19 protein-coding genes are annotated in these 18,490 nt (G+C 38.7%); 17 read left to right on the top strand and 2 right to left on the bottom strand.

What is annotated here, in order from left to right; genetic code table 11:
* Positions 1-14 precede the first annotated feature (14 nt).
* The 6 genes from DS745_RS02140 to DS745_RS02170 all read left to right on the top strand — a co-directional run bounded on the left by DS745_RS02140 (position 15) and on the right by DS745_RS02170 (position 6,063).
* On the top strand, positions 15-422 hold the full coding sequence (locus tag DS745_RS02140) for a hypothetical protein (protein ID WP_129076557.1): 408 nt from the start codon (positions 15-17) through the stop codon (positions 420-422).
* Positions 423-1,319 (top strand): aminoglycoside phosphotransferase family protein, encoded by an 897-nt coding sequence (locus DS745_RS02145; protein ID WP_241657689.1) that lies wholly within the window; start codon positions 423-425, stop codon positions 1,317-1,319.
* A 12-nt stretch (positions 1,320-1,331) separates the two neighbouring features.
* Positions 1,332-1,946: an HAD family hydrolase gene (locus DS745_RS02150; RefSeq protein WP_129076558.1), complete on the top strand. Its 615-nt coding sequence runs from the start codon at positions 1,332-1,334 to the stop codon at positions 1,944-1,946.
* A gap of 142 nt (positions 1,947-2,088) precedes the next feature.
* On the top strand, positions 2,089-3,246 hold the full coding sequence (locus DS745_RS02155) for an acyl-CoA dehydrogenase family protein (RefSeq protein ID WP_129076559.1): 1,158 nt from the start codon (positions 2,089-2,091) through the stop codon (positions 3,244-3,246).
* Between the two features lie 122 nt (positions 3,247-3,368).
* Positions 3,369-4,502 carry a zinc-dependent alcohol dehydrogenase gene (locus tag DS745_RS02160; protein ID WP_129076560.1) on the top strand — a complete coding sequence of 378 codons (1,134 nt, stop codon included), beginning with the start codon at positions 3,369-3,371 and terminating at the stop codon, positions 4,500-4,502.
* Between the two features lie 1,237 nt (positions 4,503-5,739).
* Positions 5,740-6,063 (top strand): hypothetical protein, encoded by a 324-nt coding sequence (locus tag DS745_RS02170; RefSeq protein WP_129076562.1) that lies wholly within the window; start codon positions 5,740-5,742, stop codon positions 6,061-6,063.
* Between the two features lie 14 nt (positions 6,064-6,077).
* Here DS745_RS02170 and DS745_RS02175 read toward each other — a convergent pair whose 3' ends face one another.
* Together DS745_RS02175 and DS745_RS02180 are read right to left on the bottom strand one after the other, a co-directional pair.
* Positions 6,078-6,287: a hypothetical protein gene (locus tag DS745_RS02175; protein ID WP_129076563.1), complete on the bottom strand. Its 210-nt coding sequence runs from the start codon at positions 6,285-6,287 to the stop codon at positions 6,078-6,080.
* Between the two features lie 37 nt (positions 6,288-6,324).
* Positions 6,325-6,540, bottom strand: coding sequence for a methionine aminopeptidase (locus tag DS745_RS02180; protein WP_129076564.1), 216 nt, complete (start codon positions 6,538-6,540; stop codon positions 6,325-6,327).
* A gap of 311 nt (positions 6,541-6,851) precedes the next feature.
* Between DS745_RS02180 and DS745_RS02185 the strand changes: the two genes are divergently transcribed.
* The 11 genes from DS745_RS02185 to DS745_RS02235 all read left to right on the top strand — a co-directional run bounded on the left by DS745_RS02185 (position 6,852) and on the right by DS745_RS02235 (position 18,413).
* A complete protein-coding gene (locus DS745_RS02185; protein ID WP_129076565.1) occupies positions 6,852-8,468 on the top strand; it encodes a glutathione ABC transporter substrate-binding protein in 1,617 nt (538 codons plus the stop codon).
* 65 nt (positions 8,469-8,533) lie between these two features.
* A complete protein-coding gene (nikB, locus tag DS745_RS02190; protein ID WP_129076566.1) occupies positions 8,534-9,457 on the top strand; it encodes a nickel ABC transporter permease in 924 nt (307 codons plus the stop codon).
* A gap of 14 nt (positions 9,458-9,471) precedes the next feature.
* The gene (locus tag DS745_RS02195; protein ID WP_129076567.1) at positions 9,472-11,013 is read left to right on the top strand and encodes an ABC transporter permease; all 1,542 of its coding nucleotides are present in this window, start codon (positions 9,472-9,474) and stop codon (positions 11,011-11,013) included.
* Positions 11,014-11,024: 11 nt separating this feature from the next.
* Positions 11,025-12,026, top strand: a complete 1,002-nt coding sequence (locus DS745_RS02200; RefSeq protein WP_129076568.1) for an ABC transporter ATP-binding protein — start codon at positions 11,025-11,027, stop codon at positions 12,024-12,026.
* Positions 12,007-12,996, top strand: coding sequence for an ABC transporter ATP-binding protein (locus DS745_RS02205; RefSeq protein WP_129076569.1), 990 nt, complete (start codon positions 12,007-12,009; stop codon positions 12,994-12,996). Before DS745_RS02200 ends, DS745_RS02205 begins: the two co-directional genes overlap by 20 nt.
* Positions 12,989-15,082, top strand: a complete 2,094-nt coding sequence (locus DS745_RS02210; RefSeq protein ID WP_129076570.1) for a sigma-54 interaction domain-containing protein — start codon at positions 12,989-12,991, stop codon at positions 15,080-15,082. The genes DS745_RS02205 and DS745_RS02210 overlap by 8 nt, the downstream gene beginning before the upstream one ends.
* On the top strand, positions 15,079-16,224 hold the full coding sequence (iadA, locus tag DS745_RS02215; RefSeq protein WP_129076571.1) for a beta-aspartyl-peptidase: 1,146 nt from the start codon (positions 15,079-15,081) through the stop codon (positions 16,222-16,224). The genes DS745_RS02210 and iadA overlap by 4 nt, the downstream gene beginning before the upstream one ends.
* A gap of 105 nt (positions 16,225-16,329) precedes the next feature.
* The gene (locus DS745_RS02220) at positions 16,330-16,629 is read left to right on the top strand and encodes a hypothetical protein (protein ID WP_129076572.1); all 300 of its coding nucleotides are present in this window, start codon (positions 16,330-16,332) and stop codon (positions 16,627-16,629) included.
* 14 nt (positions 16,630-16,643) lie between these two features.
* Positions 16,644-17,453 carry a uroporphyrinogen-III synthase gene (locus DS745_RS02225; protein WP_129076573.1) on the top strand — a complete coding sequence of 270 codons (810 nt, stop codon included), beginning with the start codon at positions 16,644-16,646 and terminating at the stop codon, positions 17,451-17,453.
* Positions 17,450-17,653 carry a YwbE family protein gene (locus DS745_RS02230; RefSeq protein ID WP_129076574.1) on the top strand — a complete coding sequence of 68 codons (204 nt, stop codon included), beginning with the start codon at positions 17,450-17,452 and terminating at the stop codon, positions 17,651-17,653. Before DS745_RS02225 ends, DS745_RS02230 begins: the two co-directional genes overlap by 4 nt.
* Positions 17,654-17,717: 64 nt before the next feature.
* Entirely contained in the window at positions 17,718-18,413 is a 696-nt protein-coding gene (locus DS745_RS02235; protein WP_129076575.1) for a hypothetical protein, read from the top strand.
* Positions 18,414-18,490: the final 77 nt, after the last annotated feature.

The following is an 18,490-nucleotide window of genomic DNA, read 5'->3' on the forward strand; positions in this document are numbered from 1 at the left end:
AAGGTGGGCGAAGTATGAAGGATAATTTAGCGAAATGGTCGAGGTTTCTTGGATATGGAATAACATTTTTTTCTTTTTATCTTACATATCAACGGGACTTTAATTCCTTTGGTTTTGAGGAACTTGAGATAATTTTTGCATTTAATAAAGAAATGGCATTGAAAGGAATGATTTTAGTAGGAATTATTTGTGCTGCTGATTTTTTTCATGCTTTTACAAAATATAAGCTACCAGCGATTATTTTGTATTTCTCGGCAAGTATATTTCTAGTAGATTGGTGGTACGATGTCCGTGGTCTGGAAAATGTTGGTGTAGGTACTTCGATTATGATGTGCGCACTGGCGATCATTTTTTTCTTAGCATCTGTAAAATTAAGCATAGATACTATGAAAATGAGATTAAGAGAAACGGAGGTATCCTGATTGTATACGAAAATTTCAAGTGACATTATTACATCTAGTACTGAAATTAATGAGATTACGAAAGGCTTCTCTCATGATAAAAAATATGTAGTAAACGGACAGTATTTAGTAAGAATATTTCCTCAAGGTGAAGAAGAAAAAAGGAAAGAAGAATTCAACTGTATTCAAACATTAAGTAACTATTCTCAATTTGTACCTAAGACATACGAGTTTGGCCATTTAGCAGACAACGAGTTCAGTTATATGATCCTAGAGTTTCTACCAGGTGACGATGCCGAAAGTGTTTTGCCACAATTGAGTGGTGACGAACAGTACGAGGCTGGCTTTCTCGCAGGGAAAGAACTAAAGAAGTTACATCAACTACATGCTCCTGAAAGTACGATTGATTGGTTTACACAAAAAAAGAAGAAAAGTGATAACTATTTGGAGGAGCTACAGACTGTACCTGTAGATGATCGTTTGAAAGAATTGTTGGCTACATACATAAAACAACATGAGCATTTAATGAGAAATCGCCCCAATACATTTCAGCATGATGATTTTCACCCATCTAACTTACTCATACATAACAAGGTTTTTTCAGGAATTATTGATTTTCAAAGAATGGACTGGGGTGACCCGCTTCATGATTTAACAAAAATAGGCTTTTTCTCGAAACGAATAAGTGTTGAATTTTCAAGAGGTGTTTTAGAGGGATATCATTCAGAAGAAGGAATAAGCGAAGTTTTTTGGGAACTATATTCGTTATATAGTGCGATGCATATTGTTTCAGCTATTGTTTGGGGACTAAGAATGAGCCAAGAGCAGTTTGAAACGTTATTGGGATACTCGCTAGATGTGTTAGCAGACCATGACGATTTTAAGCAAACCATTCCAAAATGGTATAAAAATAAGTAAGAGGTGTTAGTTGTGGATAGTATCATTTTTGATTTAGACGGAACATTATGGGACTCAAGTGAACAAGTTTTAACGATATGGAACGAAGTCTTAAAAAAACACGGGGATTTGCCTGAAATTACGAAAGAACAATTAGCTAGTTGTATGGGCTTGCAAAGTAAAGAGATTGGCCAGAAGTTGTTTCCGCAATTATCGGAGGAACAACAGGACGAAATTCTAACGGAATGTCATGAAGTAGAGTGTCCATATTTAGGCGATCATGGAGCTGTTGTATATCCAGATGTTGAGAGAGTTTTAACCGTACTAGCCCAAAAATACAAGCTATTTATCGTAAGTAACTGTCAAAATGGCTATATAGAAGCTTTCTATAAATCACATCAATTAGAAAAATATTTTATTGATTATGAACATCCAGGAAGAACTGGTCTAACAAAAGGTGAGAACATTAAATTGATCATCGAAAGAAATCAGTTAAAACAACCGATCTATGTTGGTGACACAAAAGGGGATTTAACTGGAGCAAGGTTTGCGGGTATTCCTTTTGTCTATGCAAGTTATGGCTTTGGAGAAGTGGATGAATTTGATTACGTGATCCATCGTTTTTCTGACCTCTTGGAATTGTTTTAAGAATAGTATGCTTAGGAAAATGTACTTTTACGAAATAAATTGTTATCTCTTGAGTAACCGATAAGTTAGGATATAAAATATAAGTAAATGAGGATAACTTATTAGTTGTCCTCTTTGGATTTCTCTTGAAGGGGATGAGTTCTTGAAATTATTTAAATTAAAGACAAAAACAGAGCGACTTAATCTGTTAAAAGAAAAGGTAAAGCCTTTTGCTGACCGAGCTTGGGAGCATGATAAAGAAGTAACATTTCCGGTAGAAAATATTCAAGACTTGAAAGCAATCGGCTACCATACTCTTACAGTACCAGCTCAGTTTGGTGGTCTTGATATATCACTTCTAGAATTTGTTCAACTCCAGGAAGAGATAGCAAAAGCAGATGGTTCAACCGCCTTATCTATTGGCTGGCATATGGGAATTGTGAAACATCTAGGGGAAAAACGAACATGGGATGCTAAGATGTTTCAAACATTTTGTGAAGATGTTCTTCAAAACGAAGCTTTATTAAATAATGCTGCTTCAGAAAGTGGTACAGGAAGCCCAACTAGAGGTGGAAGACCGGAAACAAAAGCTAGAAAAGAAAACGATAAATGGGTCATATCAGGTACGAAAACATTTACGACGATGTCTCCTGTACTGGATTATTTTGTGGTGAGTGCTTCGATCCAAGGTACTGAGGAGATCGGCAACTTTTTACTTCCAAAAGGAACGAGAGGATTATCGATTAACGAGACATGGGACTCTGTTGCGATGCGTGGCACAGGGAGTCATGATTTAGTTCTTGAAGAAGCAGAAGCACCGCTTGAAAATCTAGTCGAATACGTTGTTCCAGGGAAAAAGCAAGTTGCTGGATGGTTATTGCATATTCCAGCTTGTTATTTAGGAATTGCTCGGGCCGCTCAAGAAGAAGCAATTACGTTTGCTAGCAGCTATTCCCCAAATAGTATTGAGGGGACGATTGTAGATCTACCTTATGTGAAACAAAAAATTGGGGAAATGGAACTGTATATCCAGCAAAGTCAACACTTTCTTTATTCTGTTGCAACTAAATGGGATGAAAGCGATGATGAGACAAGACAAACAATGGGTGGAGAGTTAGGTGCAGTAAAACTATCGGTGGTTAATCACGCCATAAAGGTTGTAGACCTAGCGATGAGAGTAACTGGTGCTCGGAGTTTATCTGAGAAAAATCCGTTGCAACGCTACTATCGTGATGTTCGGGCTGGTTTACACAATCCACCAATGGATGACGCTACAATTGTCCTTTTGGCCAATAATGCGATTGGAAAATTAAAGCAATAAAAAGATTTAGGGATCCCTAAGTCTTTTTTTATGGGGAAATTTAAGAAAATTAGCCAAGGATGATATCTTTTTAAAAGCGAAATACTAAAATGAATATCTAATTTGGCAAAGGGTGAGACAACATGAAGGCAGTTACTTATCAAGGAAAGTACTCAGTTGCTGTGAAAGAAGTCGAAGATGCGAAGCTTCAAGATAAAGAAGACGTGATTGTAAAAATTACTTCCACTGCTATTTGTGGATCAGATTTACACTTATATCAAGGGAACTTCCCATTACCTATTGGTTATGTTATTGGTCATGAACCGATGGGGATTGTTGAAGAGGTTGGTCCAAATGTTACAGCAGTTAAAAAAGGTGACAGAGTTGTCATTCCTTTTACCGTAGGTTGTGGAAGATGTTTCTTTTGTGAACATGAGCTTGAAAGTCAGTGCGATAATTCAAATCCGCACTATGACTCTGGTGGGTATTTTGGGTATTCTGAAAAATTCGGAAATCATCCTGGAGGTCAAGCTGAATATCTTCGAGTACCTTTTGGAAACTTTACCCCATTTGTTGTTCCTGAAAATTGTGAACTAGAAGACGAGAAGTTACTATTTTTGTCTGATGTATTACCAACGGCCTATTGGAGCGTTGTGAACGCAGGGGTAAAGAAAGGCGATACCGTGATTGTATTAGGGTGCGGTCCAGTTGGTATATATGCCCAAAAATTTGCTTGGCTAAAAGGGGCAAAAAGAGTCATTGCTGTTGATTATATACCGTTTCGACTTGAGCAGGCGAAAAGAATTAATAATGTTGAAGTATTTGACTTCACAGAGCACGAGGATATGGGTGAAGTACTAAAAGAAGTTACAAATGGCGGGGCAGAAGTGGTCATTGACTGTGTTGGTATGGACGGAAAAAAATCACCTCTGGAATTTATTGAACAGAAGTTAAAGCTTCAAGGTGGTACGTTAGGACCAATCCAAATTGCAACAAAAGCAATTAAAAAATGCGGAACATTACAAATTACTGGTGTTTATGGTGGGTTATACAATATGTTTCCACTTGGGCCATTTTTTTCGAGAAATATTAATATCAAGATGGGACAAGCTCCAGCAAGACATTTTATGCCTCATATCTATGACCTAATTGTAAAAGGTGATATTGATTCGAGCGCTATCATTACTCATACATTACCGTTAGAAAAAGCAAGTGAAGGTTACGAGAAATTCAATAACCGGACAGATGATTGTTTAAAGGTCGTTTTAAAACCATAAAGAGAAGAAAAAGGACAAAATCGTAGGATTTCGTCCTTTTTCACATTATAGAAAAGCATATAATTTCAACATAATAATTGTTTAGATCCAACACCCAGCCCCTCGAGACAAATAACCTGACCAGAGAAAAAGGGAAAACCCGCACTCCTTGATCTAGGCTGCCCTTTGTAAGCAGTGAAGCGGACTGAGAGGACGTTATTTTGCAAAAAAAGGGCAAAATGAGAGTTTCGCGGTCACAGGGGCTCCTATTTGCAAGATAACAGCGGAAAAACGGGGATTTCTGGTCAAATAACGTCCTCTCAGTCCGCGAAATTTCAAAAAGCGAAGAAAAAGGCGAAATAAGGTCATTTGAGTCCGCATGAGTAAGTCCGAGACCTCTGCACAACCGAACTCGACACAATATCTCCACGTGATCTTCCGCATTCTCCTGCGATTACTCGTCGCAAAGCTGCAAGGATGGTTACTCAGGAAGTCGCTTGTCGGGGCTAATCTAAGAAAAAGCGCGCTCCCTTTTTCCTAGGTCGCTTGTGTTTTCTTTGTGTGTGGTCAGGGTGTTGTGGTACAGAAAACATGTTCATCTGTCTAGGCTGCCCTTTGTAAGCAGTGAAGCGGACCGAGAGGACGTTATTTTGCAAAAAAAGGGCAAAATGAGAGTTTCGCGGTCACAGGGGCCCCTATTTGCAAGATAACAGCGAAAAAACGGGGATTTCTGGTCAAATAACGTCCTCTCAGTCCGCGAAATTTCAAAAAGCGAAGAAAAAGGCGAAATAAGGTCATTTGAGTCCGCATGAGTAAGTCCGAGACCTCTGCTCAACCGAACTCGACACAATATCTTCAAGTGATCTTCCGCATTCTCCAAATTTATCCTTTAAGTCGACAGTTTTTTAATGTTGATCAATTAACAGTATGCGGCCGTTTTGGTAGTCTATTTTCAACCGTTGAATATGGGGTAGGACATCGTCGTAAAAATAGAATTGTATATCATCTTTTATAATTAAGTTATCACAATTTTGATACTCATCCAGAGTAATTTTAAATTTTGAACAACCTCAAGTGCTTTTTTCATTGTAGCCAATCCTAAATCCAGGCTTTTTTCTTTTTAGGATGAGTTGTTTTAGAAATAATGCACCTGGTTCGGTAATGTTCATGGAAACACCTCAATTATATAGATCTTATTTTGTGGAGAATTATGGTATATTATATGTAAATTATACAAGGAAGGGGGAGGAAAAGAAAAGTGCAAGTAGATGTGTTATCGATTGTTTTTTCAGTAGCCATATTGACAATTATTTTTTCTCCTTTTCTCTTCCGTAAAGAAGTGCATCTTGAAGATGGCAGAGATACAAAACTATGGGTGCATTTATTTTCATCCAAGTGGTTTGGGGCTACCTTTGTATTTGTATTGTTATTTGGTAATTATAGTGAATTTACTTTTTTGTTTGTTATGAACAAACTTGCGAGTACGTTAGTTGTGGCATTTTTCATTTCCGTGATCGGAAATTCAAAACTACTATTTAATAGAAAAAACTCGACAACAAAGACAAAAAACGCTCAAATCTGAGCGTTTTTACTGTCTTATTTGTAAGTTCCAGCTTTTGTTTTGCTTACTAAACCATTTTCAACAAAACGTTCGAGAATTTTTTTAATACCAAGAGTATTCTTAGAAGTATCATGTAGTTGTGGATTAGCTGCTTTTAAGCTTTTAGCAGCGTCTTCAAAGGAAATTGCTTTTTCTGCGTTTCTAACGATTTTCAGTAACTGGTTTGCGTACGTTTTTTTAGCCATTTTTTCAACACCCTTCTTTTAGATTTTCAATGAAAGTTTATAGAGAAGGGTTTTCCCATTCGGAGTACGAACCGGTCCCATTACAATTATAACACTTATAGTCAAAAGATGGCATATAAATGTAGGCATTGGCTACTGTGGCGTGATATCCTTTGCCACGACAATCTGGACAAATACCTTGTTCCTTCATCTTTTCTACTTTCTTATCGTAATTTGCTTTATGCCAATCAAAAAAATGGTCGAGAAGTTTCATTTGCACCACTCCATAAATTAGTCGTCTTAGTATGTGGACTTATTGGTATATTATTCATATTTTTTTGAGAAGTGTAAATAAAGGTCAGTTTTGTCCGAAACATTAAATGGCTAATCCAATTTCCTAATTATATGTATAATGGTTATAAATGGGTGTTTAGTTACACCCATTTATAACCATTATTTTTATTTGGGTAATCTCCTTATTGAAAAGAACTCACTATCACAACATTTTTCAGAAAATTTAAAATTGGCATGATTTTTGCTTATATAAAAGTGAAGTCATACATTTTTTAAAAAGGGGAGATTACAATGAAATCAGTTCGTTTATTTAGCTTCGCAATTATGTTTGTGTTGTTGCTTATCGTAGGAGCATGTAGTAGTGATAAGCCTGCAACTACAGAAGAACCAACGGAAACGAAAGAACCTGTAACAGAAAACAAGGAACCAGTTCAACAAGAGCCAACGCTAAAACCGTTAGTCGTAGCGATTGAGGCAGAACCGACTTCATTGGATCCGCATAACGCCACTGATACGAATTCAGCAACCGTTCAAAGTGTTTTGTTAGAAGGACTATTAGCTTTTGATGAGAATATGAACTTAGTGAAAGTATTAGCTACTGAGTATTCTTTTAATGAAGAGGCGACAGAAATAACGTTCCAGCTAAGAGAAGGGGTAACATTCCATGATGGTACAGCTTTTAACGCCGAAGTAGTAAAAGTAAATTTAGACTTTGTTCGTAATCGCGATAATGGAATGGCACGTGCGAGCTTTTTCTCATTTATTGATGAGGTTGTTGTAAATAATGATTACAGTGTCACTGTTCGTTCGAAAGAAGCAAACTCTGCAATGGCTTCTTATCTAGCTCATAGTGCTGCTGCATTTAAATCAGTAGATGAAATTAATAAGAAAATTGATAACCCGGAATATAATGCAGATCGTAATCCAATTGGAACTGGTCCATTCAAATTTTTAGAGTGGAGAGATAGTGCTCATGTAAAAGTCGTTCCATTTGACAACTACTGGAACGAGGATGGAAAAGCAAAAGTTGAAAATATTACTTTTAAGCCAGTAGTAGAGGCAAGTACACGAGTAAATATGCTTAAAACAGGAGAGGTTGACATTGTCTTCCCGTTACCAACGTTAAGCGCTGATGAGTTAGAAGCAGATGCAAATATTGATGTCTTTACTGGTTCGTCTACTGAGACATTTTACATCGGTATGAATGTAAGTTTGGATAAATACAAAGATGTTCGTGTAAGAAAAGCGATGAACCATGCGGTTAATAAGGATTCGTTAATTGCCTTAGTTTTAGATGGGTATGGGCAAGTGTTAGATTCTGCAATTGCTCCAGCTGTCTATGGTTATGCTCAGCAACCGATCTATGAATATGATCAGGGTAAAGCGAAGGAGTTATTAGCTGAAGCTGGTCAAGAAGGCGGTTTTGATGCAGTGTTATGGACACGTAACTCGACAGAATTCTTAACTGTTGCTGAAAATGTAGCGATCCAGTTAGGGGCGATTGGGATTAACGTAGATGTTCAAGCTTATGAAACTGGAACTCTATTCGATATGTTAGATGCCGGTGATGGAACCGATTTATTTATTGGTAGATGGTCTCCGGGAACTGGAGAAGCGGATTGGGGCTTACGACCAAACTTTGCGTCTGACCGTATTCCACCTAACTATAACAATGCTGGCTACTATATTAATGAAGATTTAGATCAATTATTCAACCAAGCATTACAATCACCAGACCCTGACGAGACGTTACGAATTTATGCAGAGGCTCAAAAGGTGATTTATGATGATGCTCCTTGGGTGTTCTTATATGTACCAGACACAATTATCGCTAAGAGAAACGAGTTAAAAGGCATTACGGTTAGAGCAACTGGTGCAGTCGTATTAACGGGTGCTTGGAAAGAGTAAAACAATATAGGTGGCTACAGTAATCCGGTGTAGTCACCTTCTCATAAAGAAATGAGGTGAAGTTCATGTTTTCATATATTCTGAGAAGGCTAGTAGGCATGCTTCCAATTTTGCTAATCGTTTCTATTATTGCCTTTCTATTTGTTCATTTAACACCTGGTGATCCAATTCGAATTATGTACGGTGCGGAAATAGACCAACAAACCTATGAACAGTTTCGTGAACGGGAAGGATTTAATGATCCTTTACCAGTGCAGTATTTTCGCTATATGTCCAATATATTGACCAAAGCAGATTTCGGTACTTCTTATCGTACTAGATCGGATGTTTCAAGTGAGATTGTGCGCAGGTTCGGTTATACATTAACTTTGACCTTGTTAAGTATGTTTTGGGCGATCGTGATTGGTATGTTCATTGGAATCGTATCCGCAGTTAAAAGAAACTCTGTGTGGGACCGTCTAGGAATGGTTTCCTCAATTACAGCGTTAAGTGTCCCTGAATTTTGGTTTGGCTTGATGCTCATGCAATTATTTGCTGTGCAGTTAGGATGGTTACCTACAAGTGGAAGCGGGACTTTGAAACATTTAATCTTACCTTCTTTAACCTTAGGACTAGGTGTGGCGGCGATCATTGCCAGGTTTACTCGTTCGAGTGTGTTAGAAGTTTTACGAGAAGATTATGTCCGAACAGCGAGGGCAAAAGGGCAAAAAGAAACAACGATTTTGTTACGGCATGTTTTAAAAAATGCGTTAATTCCTGTTGTTACGATGACTGGTCTCCAGTTTGGTTTTTTAATTGGTGGTGCAGTTGTAGTTGAGCAGGTGTTTTCATGGCCTGGCCTTGGTGCCTACTTAATTGACTCAATCCTGAGTCGTGATTACCCAGTCATACAAGCACTAATACTATTATTCTCTGTTCAATTTTTAATTGTTAATTTACTAGTCGATATTAGCTATGCTTATTTAAATCCACAAATAAGGTATGAATAGAAAGGAGAGTTAGCATGTTTCCTCATCAGCAAAACCATTACTCTCCTTTTCGCGCGTTTATAACCAAATTTTTAAAGCAGCGAGTAGCAGTTGTCTCAATGGGGGTTGTGATTCTTATTCTCTTATTCGGGTTTTTAGGGCCTATGTTTGCTCCTTATGATCCGCAACGACCTGTAACCGAGCAATATGCTGCAAAGGGGATTGAAATTGAAAGTGTAACTAGTTCGAGTGTCGGGCTACAAGGCCTGTTAAGCGATGGAACAATCATTGACGGTAGCCAGCTTGAGCGACTCTCGTTTGAAAGTGAAAATCAACGGGTTGCCGCTGCGAGGGTTTCAGAAGCAGGAATGATGGTTAGTGCATACCGTCAAGGAAGTACAATCATCACAATCAAGAGTGGGGAAGTAAGTTCGATCGTAAAAGCAGATGTTTCGTCAAACGAAGTAGACGATCCTTTCCCTTCCTATATTTTTGTAGAGCCTATAAAAGAGGAAATGAACGTTGGAGCACGAATTCAATTACAACCAAAGCTTATCATTAGTGATGGAAAAACATTAGAAACAAAGGAACAGATCGATAGTTTCCTAGAGGAGTATGGAGGCGAGGCAGAGACGAAGGACGATGGATTTGGTCGACCTGCGACTGAACCAGATAGCGTACTTCAATTTCAGTCACTACATGAGGATGTTGCCAGTGTAGATGAGCATGGTTTTGTCACCATTCTCAGTGAGGGTGAGGGGTTGATCAAGATTTCTGTGGCAGGCGTGACGGCAGTCATTCCAGTTGGACAGTTTACATCCTCACAACCAGTGGTAACGGCAATTATCCCTAGCGATTCTGTCATTGCCCTAACAGATATCTACAAACATCAAGCCCCATCTAGCTTACACCTTTTTGGAACTGACCATCAAAACCGAGATATTCTTAGTAGGATTATGTACGGTACAAAGCAAACATTGTTAATTGGCTTTGTGTCAGTGGCAATTGGTGCATTTGTAGGAACCATTCTCGGTCTTCTAGCCGGTTATTACGGGCGCTGGGTTGACTCCTTGTTAACGAGATTTACCGATATTTTACTAGCGTTTCCTGGAATTTTACTAGCGATTGCCGTCATCGCGTTACTTGGTGCAGGATTAGTAAATATCATTGTTGCTGTTGCCGTCTTTACGATACCAATCTTTATACGAATTGTTCGAGCAAGTACGCTAGCATTAAAAGAAAAAACGTATGTTGAGGCAGCCAAGTCGATTGGTGTGAAAGATCATACGATCATTTTGCGTCACATTTTTCCAGGGACATTATCTGTCGTTATGGTGTACTTAACAATGCGTGTCGGAACTGCCATTCTTATTGGTGCAGCACTAAGCTTTTTAGGTCTCGGTGGTGACATCACAGCACCTGAATGGGGGGCAATGCTTAGCTCAGCAAAAGATAATAGTCGTAACTTATTCCATCCAACGTTTTTCCCAGGCTTAGCCATTGTGATTACAGTCCTTAGCTTTAACTTGCTTGGTGATGGACTTAGAGACGCGTTAGATCCAAAACTAAAAGAATAGGAGTGTTAGGGATGGAAGAGAAGATCTTAAACGTAGAAAATTTAAAAATCAATTTCCGAACGGACGGCAAGGAATTCACCGTTGTCAATAACATCTCCTTTTTTATAAAAGCTGGCGAAACCTTAGGCGTTGTAGGGGAGTCAGGTTGTGGAAAAAGTGTAACAGCTCTATCAATCATGAAGCTGCTCGCTACTCCGCCGGGAATTTATGCTGGAGGAGAAATTACTTACTTGGGTGAAAATATTTTAGTTAAAAAAGAAAGGGAGATGCGAAGGTTACGAGGAAATGAAATATCGATGATTTTCCAAGAGCCTATGACATCCCTAAATCCAGTTATTACAGTTGGGGATCAAATTGATGAAGTTCTTCTTCTTCATAATAAAATTTCAAAAGCACAAGCCCAAGAAAAGTCTATTAATATGTTAAAACTAGTAGGGATCCCAAGGCCAGAGGAGATTTACAATAGCTATGCTTATGAGCTTTCTGGCGGGATGAGGCAAAGAGTGATGATTGCGATAGGTCTTGCCTGCCAGCCGAGGCTCTTAATTGCAGATGAACCTACAACAGCATTAGATGTAACCATTCAGGCGCAAATCTTAGATTTAATGAGAGATTTAAAGGAACGAACAAATACAGCAATTATGTTTATTACGCACGACTTAGGTGTTGTGGCAGAGATGTGTGATCGAGTCATTGTGATGTACTCTGGTGAAATTGTCGAAGAAGCGGATGTATTAACTCTTTTTAAAGACCCGAAGCATCCTTATACGAAAGGGTTACTAGAGTCAATTCCTAAATTAGGGGACAGAAAGAAACGGTTAAAACCTATTCCAGGTCAGGTGCCAGCCCCTGGTTCGATAAAAGTTGGGTGTAAGTTTGCTGATCGCTGTCCATATGTTATGGGGGTTTGTCGGGAAGCTGACCCACCTTTACTACAAATAACAGAAGGTCATACGAGTCGCTGTTGGCTTTATGAAAAGGAGGCGAAAGAATTTGAATACTCCATTACTTGAGATCCGAAACTTAAAGAAACATTTTCCAATTCGCTCTGGTCTTTTAAATCGCCAGACAAAGTACGTCAAAGCTGTTGATGGAATTACGTTTTCAGTTACAGAAGGAGAGACGGTAGGTATTGTTGGTGAATCAGGGTGCGGGAAATCAACAATGGGCCGGACGCTGTTGCAACTAACTACCCCGACAGAGGGAGAAGTAATTTTTCAAGGCAAAAACTTAATCGGAGTAAGTCCAAAAGAATTACGGGAAATGCGCAAAGATATGCAAATGGTTTTTCAAGACCCTTATTCGTCTCTTAATCCTCGCTTAAATGTGTTTGAAATCTTAAGTGAACCGTTAACGACTCATGGTGTTCGTGATAAACAAAAACGTAAGAAATTGATATCGGAAATCTTGCATGTAGTCGGTTTGAACGAAACCCAAATGTACCGTTATCCCCATGAATTTTCTGGGGGGCAACGTCAACGAATTGGGATTGCTAGAGCGTTAATCTTACAGCCAAAACTCATTGTCCTAGATGAACCAGTTTCGGCGTTAGATGTTTCGATTCAATCGCAAATTATCAATTTACTTCAAGACTTGCAGGAGGAGTTTGGCTTAACGTATCTGTTTATTTCCCATGATTTAAGTGTTGTCTATCAGCTCTGTGATAAGATCTGTGTGATGTACTTGGGGAAAATTGTTGAAATGGGCGATGTCGATCTCTTATATGAAAATCCACGTCATCCTTATACGAAAAGTTTGCTCTCTGCCGTACCGGTCCCTGATCCTTTGCATAAAAAAGAACGGATTATTCTAAAAGGAGACGTTCCGAATCCAGCCTCACCTCCACCAGGATGTGCGTTTGCTCCTCGTTGTCCTGAAGTGATGGACATGTGCCATAAGATAAAACCTGAGTTACAGAATTGTTCAGGAGTTCAAGTAGCCTGTCATTTATATAAAGATGAGAGAGTGACAGTTCATGTATAGCAGAAAACGGGTTGGAGTGATTACAGGAACAGAAATGACGAGAGTAGCTTTAAGTAAGCAATTAGAGGAAACGATTGGTGATATTGTTCAAGTTGATAGTTATGCTCTTGATGAGTGGACTGGCGGCCTGATCACGGCTGATGTTCTTATCGTTTCATCGGAGGTATTAGTAGAAGAACCGGGATTTAAAGTTGTCTCTCGGGACGTGCCGATTATTGTTGCCAAACGAATTATTAACTATAACTTTATTGATAGACTTTTATCAATTCCAGAAGGAACGGATGTATTACTAGTAAACGATGTGAAGTCAACGGTTTATGAATCAATAAGTTCTCTAGAAAAATTAGGGGTCGACCATTTAAACTACATTCCTCATCTGCCAGGTGAAACACCAATACGTCCTGTAACTATTGCGATCACTCCAGGAGAAATTGCGTACGTACCAGAATGGGTAGAAAGGGTCATTGATATTGGACCTAGGTTACTAGATTTATCGACGATATTAGAAGCACTTCGTTTTTTTGAGCTTGATCATGAGGTAAGTCTATCAGAGAAGTATATGAAAAAAATCATCCAGTTATCTAGAGAATTAATCAAAACAAACCAGGAAACACTGCTATTAAACACACATCTTAAGAAAGTCATTGATGGTGTTCATGATGGAATATTAGCGATCAATGCTCAAGGTGTGATTACAGCTTTTAATGAAAATCTAGAGTCAATTTTATCGATCTCTAGGGAAACAGCCATTGGTAGAAAAATAGATGATATTATTTCTGATACGAATTTACTATATTTTATTATTAATGGTGACATAGAGGATAATATGTTGGTATCAACAACGCACTACGAAGTTGTCGTCAATCGTTTTAAAATTATCACGGATCACTCGATTGTTTGTACGTTTAAAGATACGAAAAAAACAATTGAGATTGAGAAAAAATTAAAACAAAAAATGGTAAGTCAAGGTTATGTTGCCAAATATAAGTTGAATGATATTATTGGTGAGAGTACAAAAATTCAAGAGGCAAAGCAAATTGCCAATAAATTAGCTAAAACAAACTTAACGGTGTTAATAGAAGGTGAGTCAGGCACCGGAAAAGAACTTTTTGCAAGTGCAATTCATTCGTTATCCGAGCGAAGAGTTGGACCTTACTTAGCAGTCAATTTCAGCGCATTGCCAGAAGATTTAGTAGAGGCAGAGTTGTTTGGTTATGAGGAAGGCTCGTTTACTGGAGCAAAAAAAGGTGGAAAAGTAGGCTTGTTTGAGCAAGCAAATGGTGGAACGATTTTTCTAGATGAAATAGGGGATATCTCTCCCAAAATTCAAGCGAGATTACTTCGTGTTTTACAAGAAAAAGAGATTATGAGAATTGGTGGAAATAAAATTATTCCAATCGACGTGCGAATTATTGCTGCAACCAATTGTAACTTTGTAGAGATGATCCATAACGGTAAATTCAGAGTGGATCTCTATCATCGCTTAAAAGCCTTGTATTTGCGGTTGCCACCATTGCGAGAACGTCTTGAGGATTTGCCCTATCTCATCCGTCATTTTATGATTATGAACGGAAAAGAACATATTTATATTGAAGACGAAGTGTTGCTTCAACTGCAATCGTATTCTTGGAATGGAAATATCCGAGAATTGAAAAATACAATTGATTACATGCTCACCGTTTGCGATGGAACGAAAATCCGCTTAACTGATGTACCGAACCATCATTTCTTTGAAGTAGATATCGTAGCTCCAGTCCAGGATAGTCAAAGGGAATATGGTCAAACGAAACAAGAGAAGCTAAAAGAGATTTTGTTAGATTGGGATACAAATGGTGAGCGTACAGAATATTTGTTTTTATTGAATGAAATTTATGAACTAAATCAACAAAAAGAATTAGTGGGAAGAAAAAAGCTATCTCAGCTAGCGGAAGCCCACTTGAATTATTCTTTAACAGAACAACAAATTCGCTACCGACTTCAGTATCTTGAAGAGCTTGGGTTTATTAGCAAAAGAAAAGGTCGAGCTGGAACAAAGATAACCCCAGAAGGTAGAGAACTTCTTATATTGGATGGTGAATGGACATGATAAAACTTATAAAAAACGGAGAGGTTTACGCTCCTGAATATTTAGGAAAACAGACAGTACTAGTCGTCGATCACAAGATTGCGAAAATTGGAGAAGTGAATGAAGCCATTTTAAATACAGACTTAGATGTAGAAGTGATTGACGCGGAAGGATGTATCGTGATGCCGGGAATGATTGATCCCCATGTACACCTAATTGGGGGCGGTGGGGAAGGTGGATTTGCCACACGGACTCCTGAAATTCAACTCTCAGATATCGTGCGATCTGGTATTACGACAGTCGTGGGTTGTTTAGGAACGGATGGTACCACTAGACATATGACGTCTCTACTGGCAAAGGCTCGTGGCCTAGAAGAAGAAGGGATCACAACGTTTATTTACACTGGTAACTACCATGTACCAACTCCAACAATCACTTGTTGTGTGAAAGATGATATTATCATCGTCGATAAAATCATTGGTGCAGGAGAAATTGCTATATCTGATTCAAGATCTGCTCAACCTTCTGTCCACGAAATTGCGAAGCTGGTAGCAGAAGCGAGAATTGGTGGATTACTAAGTGGAAAAGCAGGTGTCACTCATTTTCATATTGGACCTGGGAAACAACGCTTGCAGTTCTTGCATCAAATTATGGAAGACTATGAGATCCCAGCTTCAAAGATTTATTGTACACATATCACAAGAAGTAAAGAACTGGTCGATGACGCAATTACGCTTGCTAACAAAGGCTCTTTTGTTGATATGACTGCTGATAACGATACAGGAGAATGGTTTAGCTACTACAAGGAAAACGGTGGTGATCTTAACCAACTGACGTTCTCTTCAGATGGAAATGGAAGTTTACCTGTGTTTGATCAAAATGGAAAGCTTATGGGGATAGGTGTTGCAAGTACGTATACCTTATATGAGACGTTTGTGGCGACCGTTCGTGATCAAGGATGTCCTTTAGAAGAGGTAATACCAGTTGTCACCTCGAATACAGCAACAGCACTGCAATTAAAGCATAAAGGACGATTAGTAAAAGGGAACGATGCTGACTTACTTCTTTTAGATAAAGATCAATTAGCAATCAGGCACGTGTTTGCTAAAGGGAAACAGATGGTGAAAAACGGTGAAGTCATCGTGAAAGGTACGTTTGAATAAGTGTGCAGACGCAAGGGCTTAGAGGCTCTTGCGTATTTTTTAGGTACATAAATCTGGAATTGGAATTTTTCAAATGGTACGATACAGTATGAGGTGAAAAAGGGTATGGCGTTTGGAATAAAACGGGATGAGTTAGTAACCTGGAAGAACAAAGTAAAAGAAGGCGAGATAGCGTTTCTCACCCATTATTGGTATGATCCCAGATTTCCTGAGGTTAAGACAGTCACAAAAGTTGGTTGTGCAGATCTTGAAAAGCTAATCGCTTGGGGGAAACAATATAACATACCAGCAAAATACATAGATAATCGCTATGATTTTCCTCATTTTGATTTATTAGGGGAAAGGCAAGTTGAAATCATGTCTAGTGAAAATAAGTTAGATCAGTTACAAAGGTTTAAAAGATAAGGTGGGATTAGAAGATGAGTCTTATAGGTAAAAAGGTAGTATTAGCTGCGTCAAGAAAATTAGAGGAAATGAGTGTTCTGATCGAAAAGCAGGGCGGTACTCCGGTCATCCGTTCATTACAAGGAACTGTTTTTCTAGCGGAAAAGGAAGTTGAGCCAGTGCTGAAAGAGCTAGTGTCAGAAAAAGCTGATATGTTGATTTTTACAACTGGGATCGGACTTGAGACATTGCTTGAGATTACAGCAAAACTTGGGATACAGGAGCAGTTCATAGAAATCATTAACCAAGCAGACGTAGCTTCAAGGGGATATAAAACATTTGGGGCCTTAAAGAAAATCGGTATCAAGCCAATGGCTGTAGATGAAGATGGGACAACAGATGGATTAATAAAAGCACTTAAAGGGTATAGTTTTGAAGGGAAAAGAGTAGCTGTACAGCTTCATGGTGATCCAGCACCACGGTTAATAACATTTCTAGAAGATCAGGGTGCCAGCGTCTTGCAAATTCTCCCTTATCAGCATATTTCACCTGAAGCTGAAACAGTTGAAAAACTCTGTCAGGAATTAGTAGATAAAGAAGTTGATGCTGTATGTTTTACAACTGCGATACAAGTTCGCTCGCTCTTTTATTATGCTAAAGAACATGGGTATCTAGAGGATATCGTTGAAGCATTTAAAAAAAATGTGCTGGCTGTTGCTGTAGGGAAGGTAACTGCAGAAGCACTACGTGAAGAGAAAATTGAGAAGTATTTAGCGCCAGAACTTGAGCGAATGGGAGCAATGATTGTGGAGCTTTCGAAATACTATAAGGAGAACAATGTATGAACGGACAAATACGTAGCAATATCCAACCAGGTGTTGAAGTAGAGGTCGTCTTAAAGCAGGACCAACGGAGTGGAAAAACGACGCGAGGAATTGTCAAAGATATATTAACAAACTCTGCCAATCACCCTCATGGCATTAAAGTTCGACTTCAGGACGGACAAGTAGGTCGTGTAAAAGTGATTTTAAATGGTAATAATTAAACGAGTAAGTCTTCCTCTTATGTGGTATAAATAATTAAATCATTAAGTAGAGGAGGTTCATTGGATGAAATGGTATCGATTTTTCTTACTAATGGCCACAATTGTTTTACTTGTGGGTTGTGGAGAAGAAACAAATGGTGGGCAGGAGAATGATACAAATTCAGAAATAGGGCAAGAAGCCCCAGATGAAACTGAAACGACTGATGAAAGTACAGAAACAGACAGCAATGAGGAGACAAATACGGATGCTGAACAAGCTTTTGCAGATCCTGAGCATGTTGCAGACGAACTAGTAGCTGCCATGGATAGTCAAGATATGGAAACGATTGCTAACCTTGTTCATCCTGCTAAAGGTGTTCGTTTTTCACCTTATGCCTATGTTCATGTTGATACGGATCAAGTATTTTCTGCTGATGAAATTTTAGTTTTAATGGAAGACGACACCGTTTACGAGTGGGGCGTATTTGATGGATCAGGTTACCCTATTGAAATGACGTTTCAAGAGTACTTTTACCGATTTGTATATGATGAGGATTACGCGAACGCCGAGGAAAAAGCTGTGAATGAGAGGCTCGGAGCTGGGAACACACTAGATAACACGTCTGAAATCTATCCAGATGCAACGGTTGTTGAATATCATTTTACAGGATTCGATCCGGAATTTGCAGGAATGGATTGGAGAAGTCTTCGTTTAGTGTTTGAGGAACTAGACGGTGCCTGGTACTTGGTCGGGGTAATCCATGATGAATGGACAATTTAATTTAGGAGGCACTTGCTATTAGGCAGGTGCCTTTTCCTATGAAAAATGAATGTAGAGTCCCTGTTTTACTAATAATA

The organism is Anaerobacillus alkaliphilus (assembly GCF_004116265.1).
In the GTDB taxonomy this organism is placed as follows: domain Bacteria; phylum Bacillota; class Bacilli; order Bacillales; family Anaerobacillaceae; genus Anaerobacillus; species Anaerobacillus alkaliphilus.

Bases quoted from the DNA above. Each gene is read 5' to 3' on its own strand.
- DS745_RS02180 (WP_129076564.1), bottom strand. From the start codon at position 6,540: ATGAAACTTCTCGACCATTTTTTTGATTGGCATAAAGCAAATTACGAT.
- DS745_RS02160 (WP_129076560.1), top strand. From the start codon at position 3,369: ATGAAGGCAGTTACTTATCAAGGAAAGTACTCAGTTGCTGTGAAAGAA.
- DS745_RS02225 (WP_129076573.1), top strand. From the start codon at position 16,644: ATGAGTCTTATAGGTAAAAAGGTAGTATTAGCTGCGTCAAGAAAATTA.
- DS745_RS02140 (WP_129076557.1), top strand. From the start codon at position 15: ATGAAGGATAATTTAGCGAAATGGTCGAGGTTTCTTGGATATGGAATA.
- DS745_RS02195 (WP_129076567.1), top strand. From the start codon at position 9,472: ATGTTTCCTCATCAGCAAAACCATTACTCTCCTTTTCGCGCGTTTATA.
- DS745_RS02185 (WP_129076565.1), top strand. From the start codon at position 6,852: ATGAAATCAGTTCGTTTATTTAGCTTCGCAATTATGTTTGTGTTGTTG.
- DS745_RS02210 (WP_129076570.1), top strand. From the start codon at position 12,989: ATGTATAGCAGAAAACGGGTTGGAGTGATTACAGGAACAGAAATGACG.
- DS745_RS02175 (WP_129076563.1), bottom strand. From the start codon at position 6,287: ATGGCTAAAAAAACGTACGCAAACCAGTTACTGAAAATCGTTAGAAAC.
- DS745_RS02235 (WP_129076575.1), top strand. From the start codon at position 17,718: ATGAAATGGTATCGATTTTTCTTACTAATGGCCACAATTGTTTTACTT.
- DS745_RS02220 (WP_129076572.1), top strand. From the start codon at position 16,330: ATGGCGTTTGGAATAAAACGGGATGAGTTAGTAACCTGGAAGAACAAA.
- DS745_RS02230 (WP_129076574.1), top strand. From the start codon at position 17,450: ATGAACGGACAAATACGTAGCAATATCCAACCAGGTGTTGAAGTAGAG.
- DS745_RS02200 (WP_129076568.1), top strand. From the start codon at position 11,025: ATGGAAGAGAAGATCTTAAACGTAGAAAATTTAAAAATCAATTTCCGA.
- iadA (WP_129076571.1), top strand. From the start codon at position 15,079: ATGATAAAACTTATAAAAAACGGAGAGGTTTACGCTCCTGAATATTTA.
- nikB (WP_129076566.1), top strand. From the start codon at position 8,534: ATGTTTTCATATATTCTGAGAAGGCTAGTAGGCATGCTTCCAATTTTG.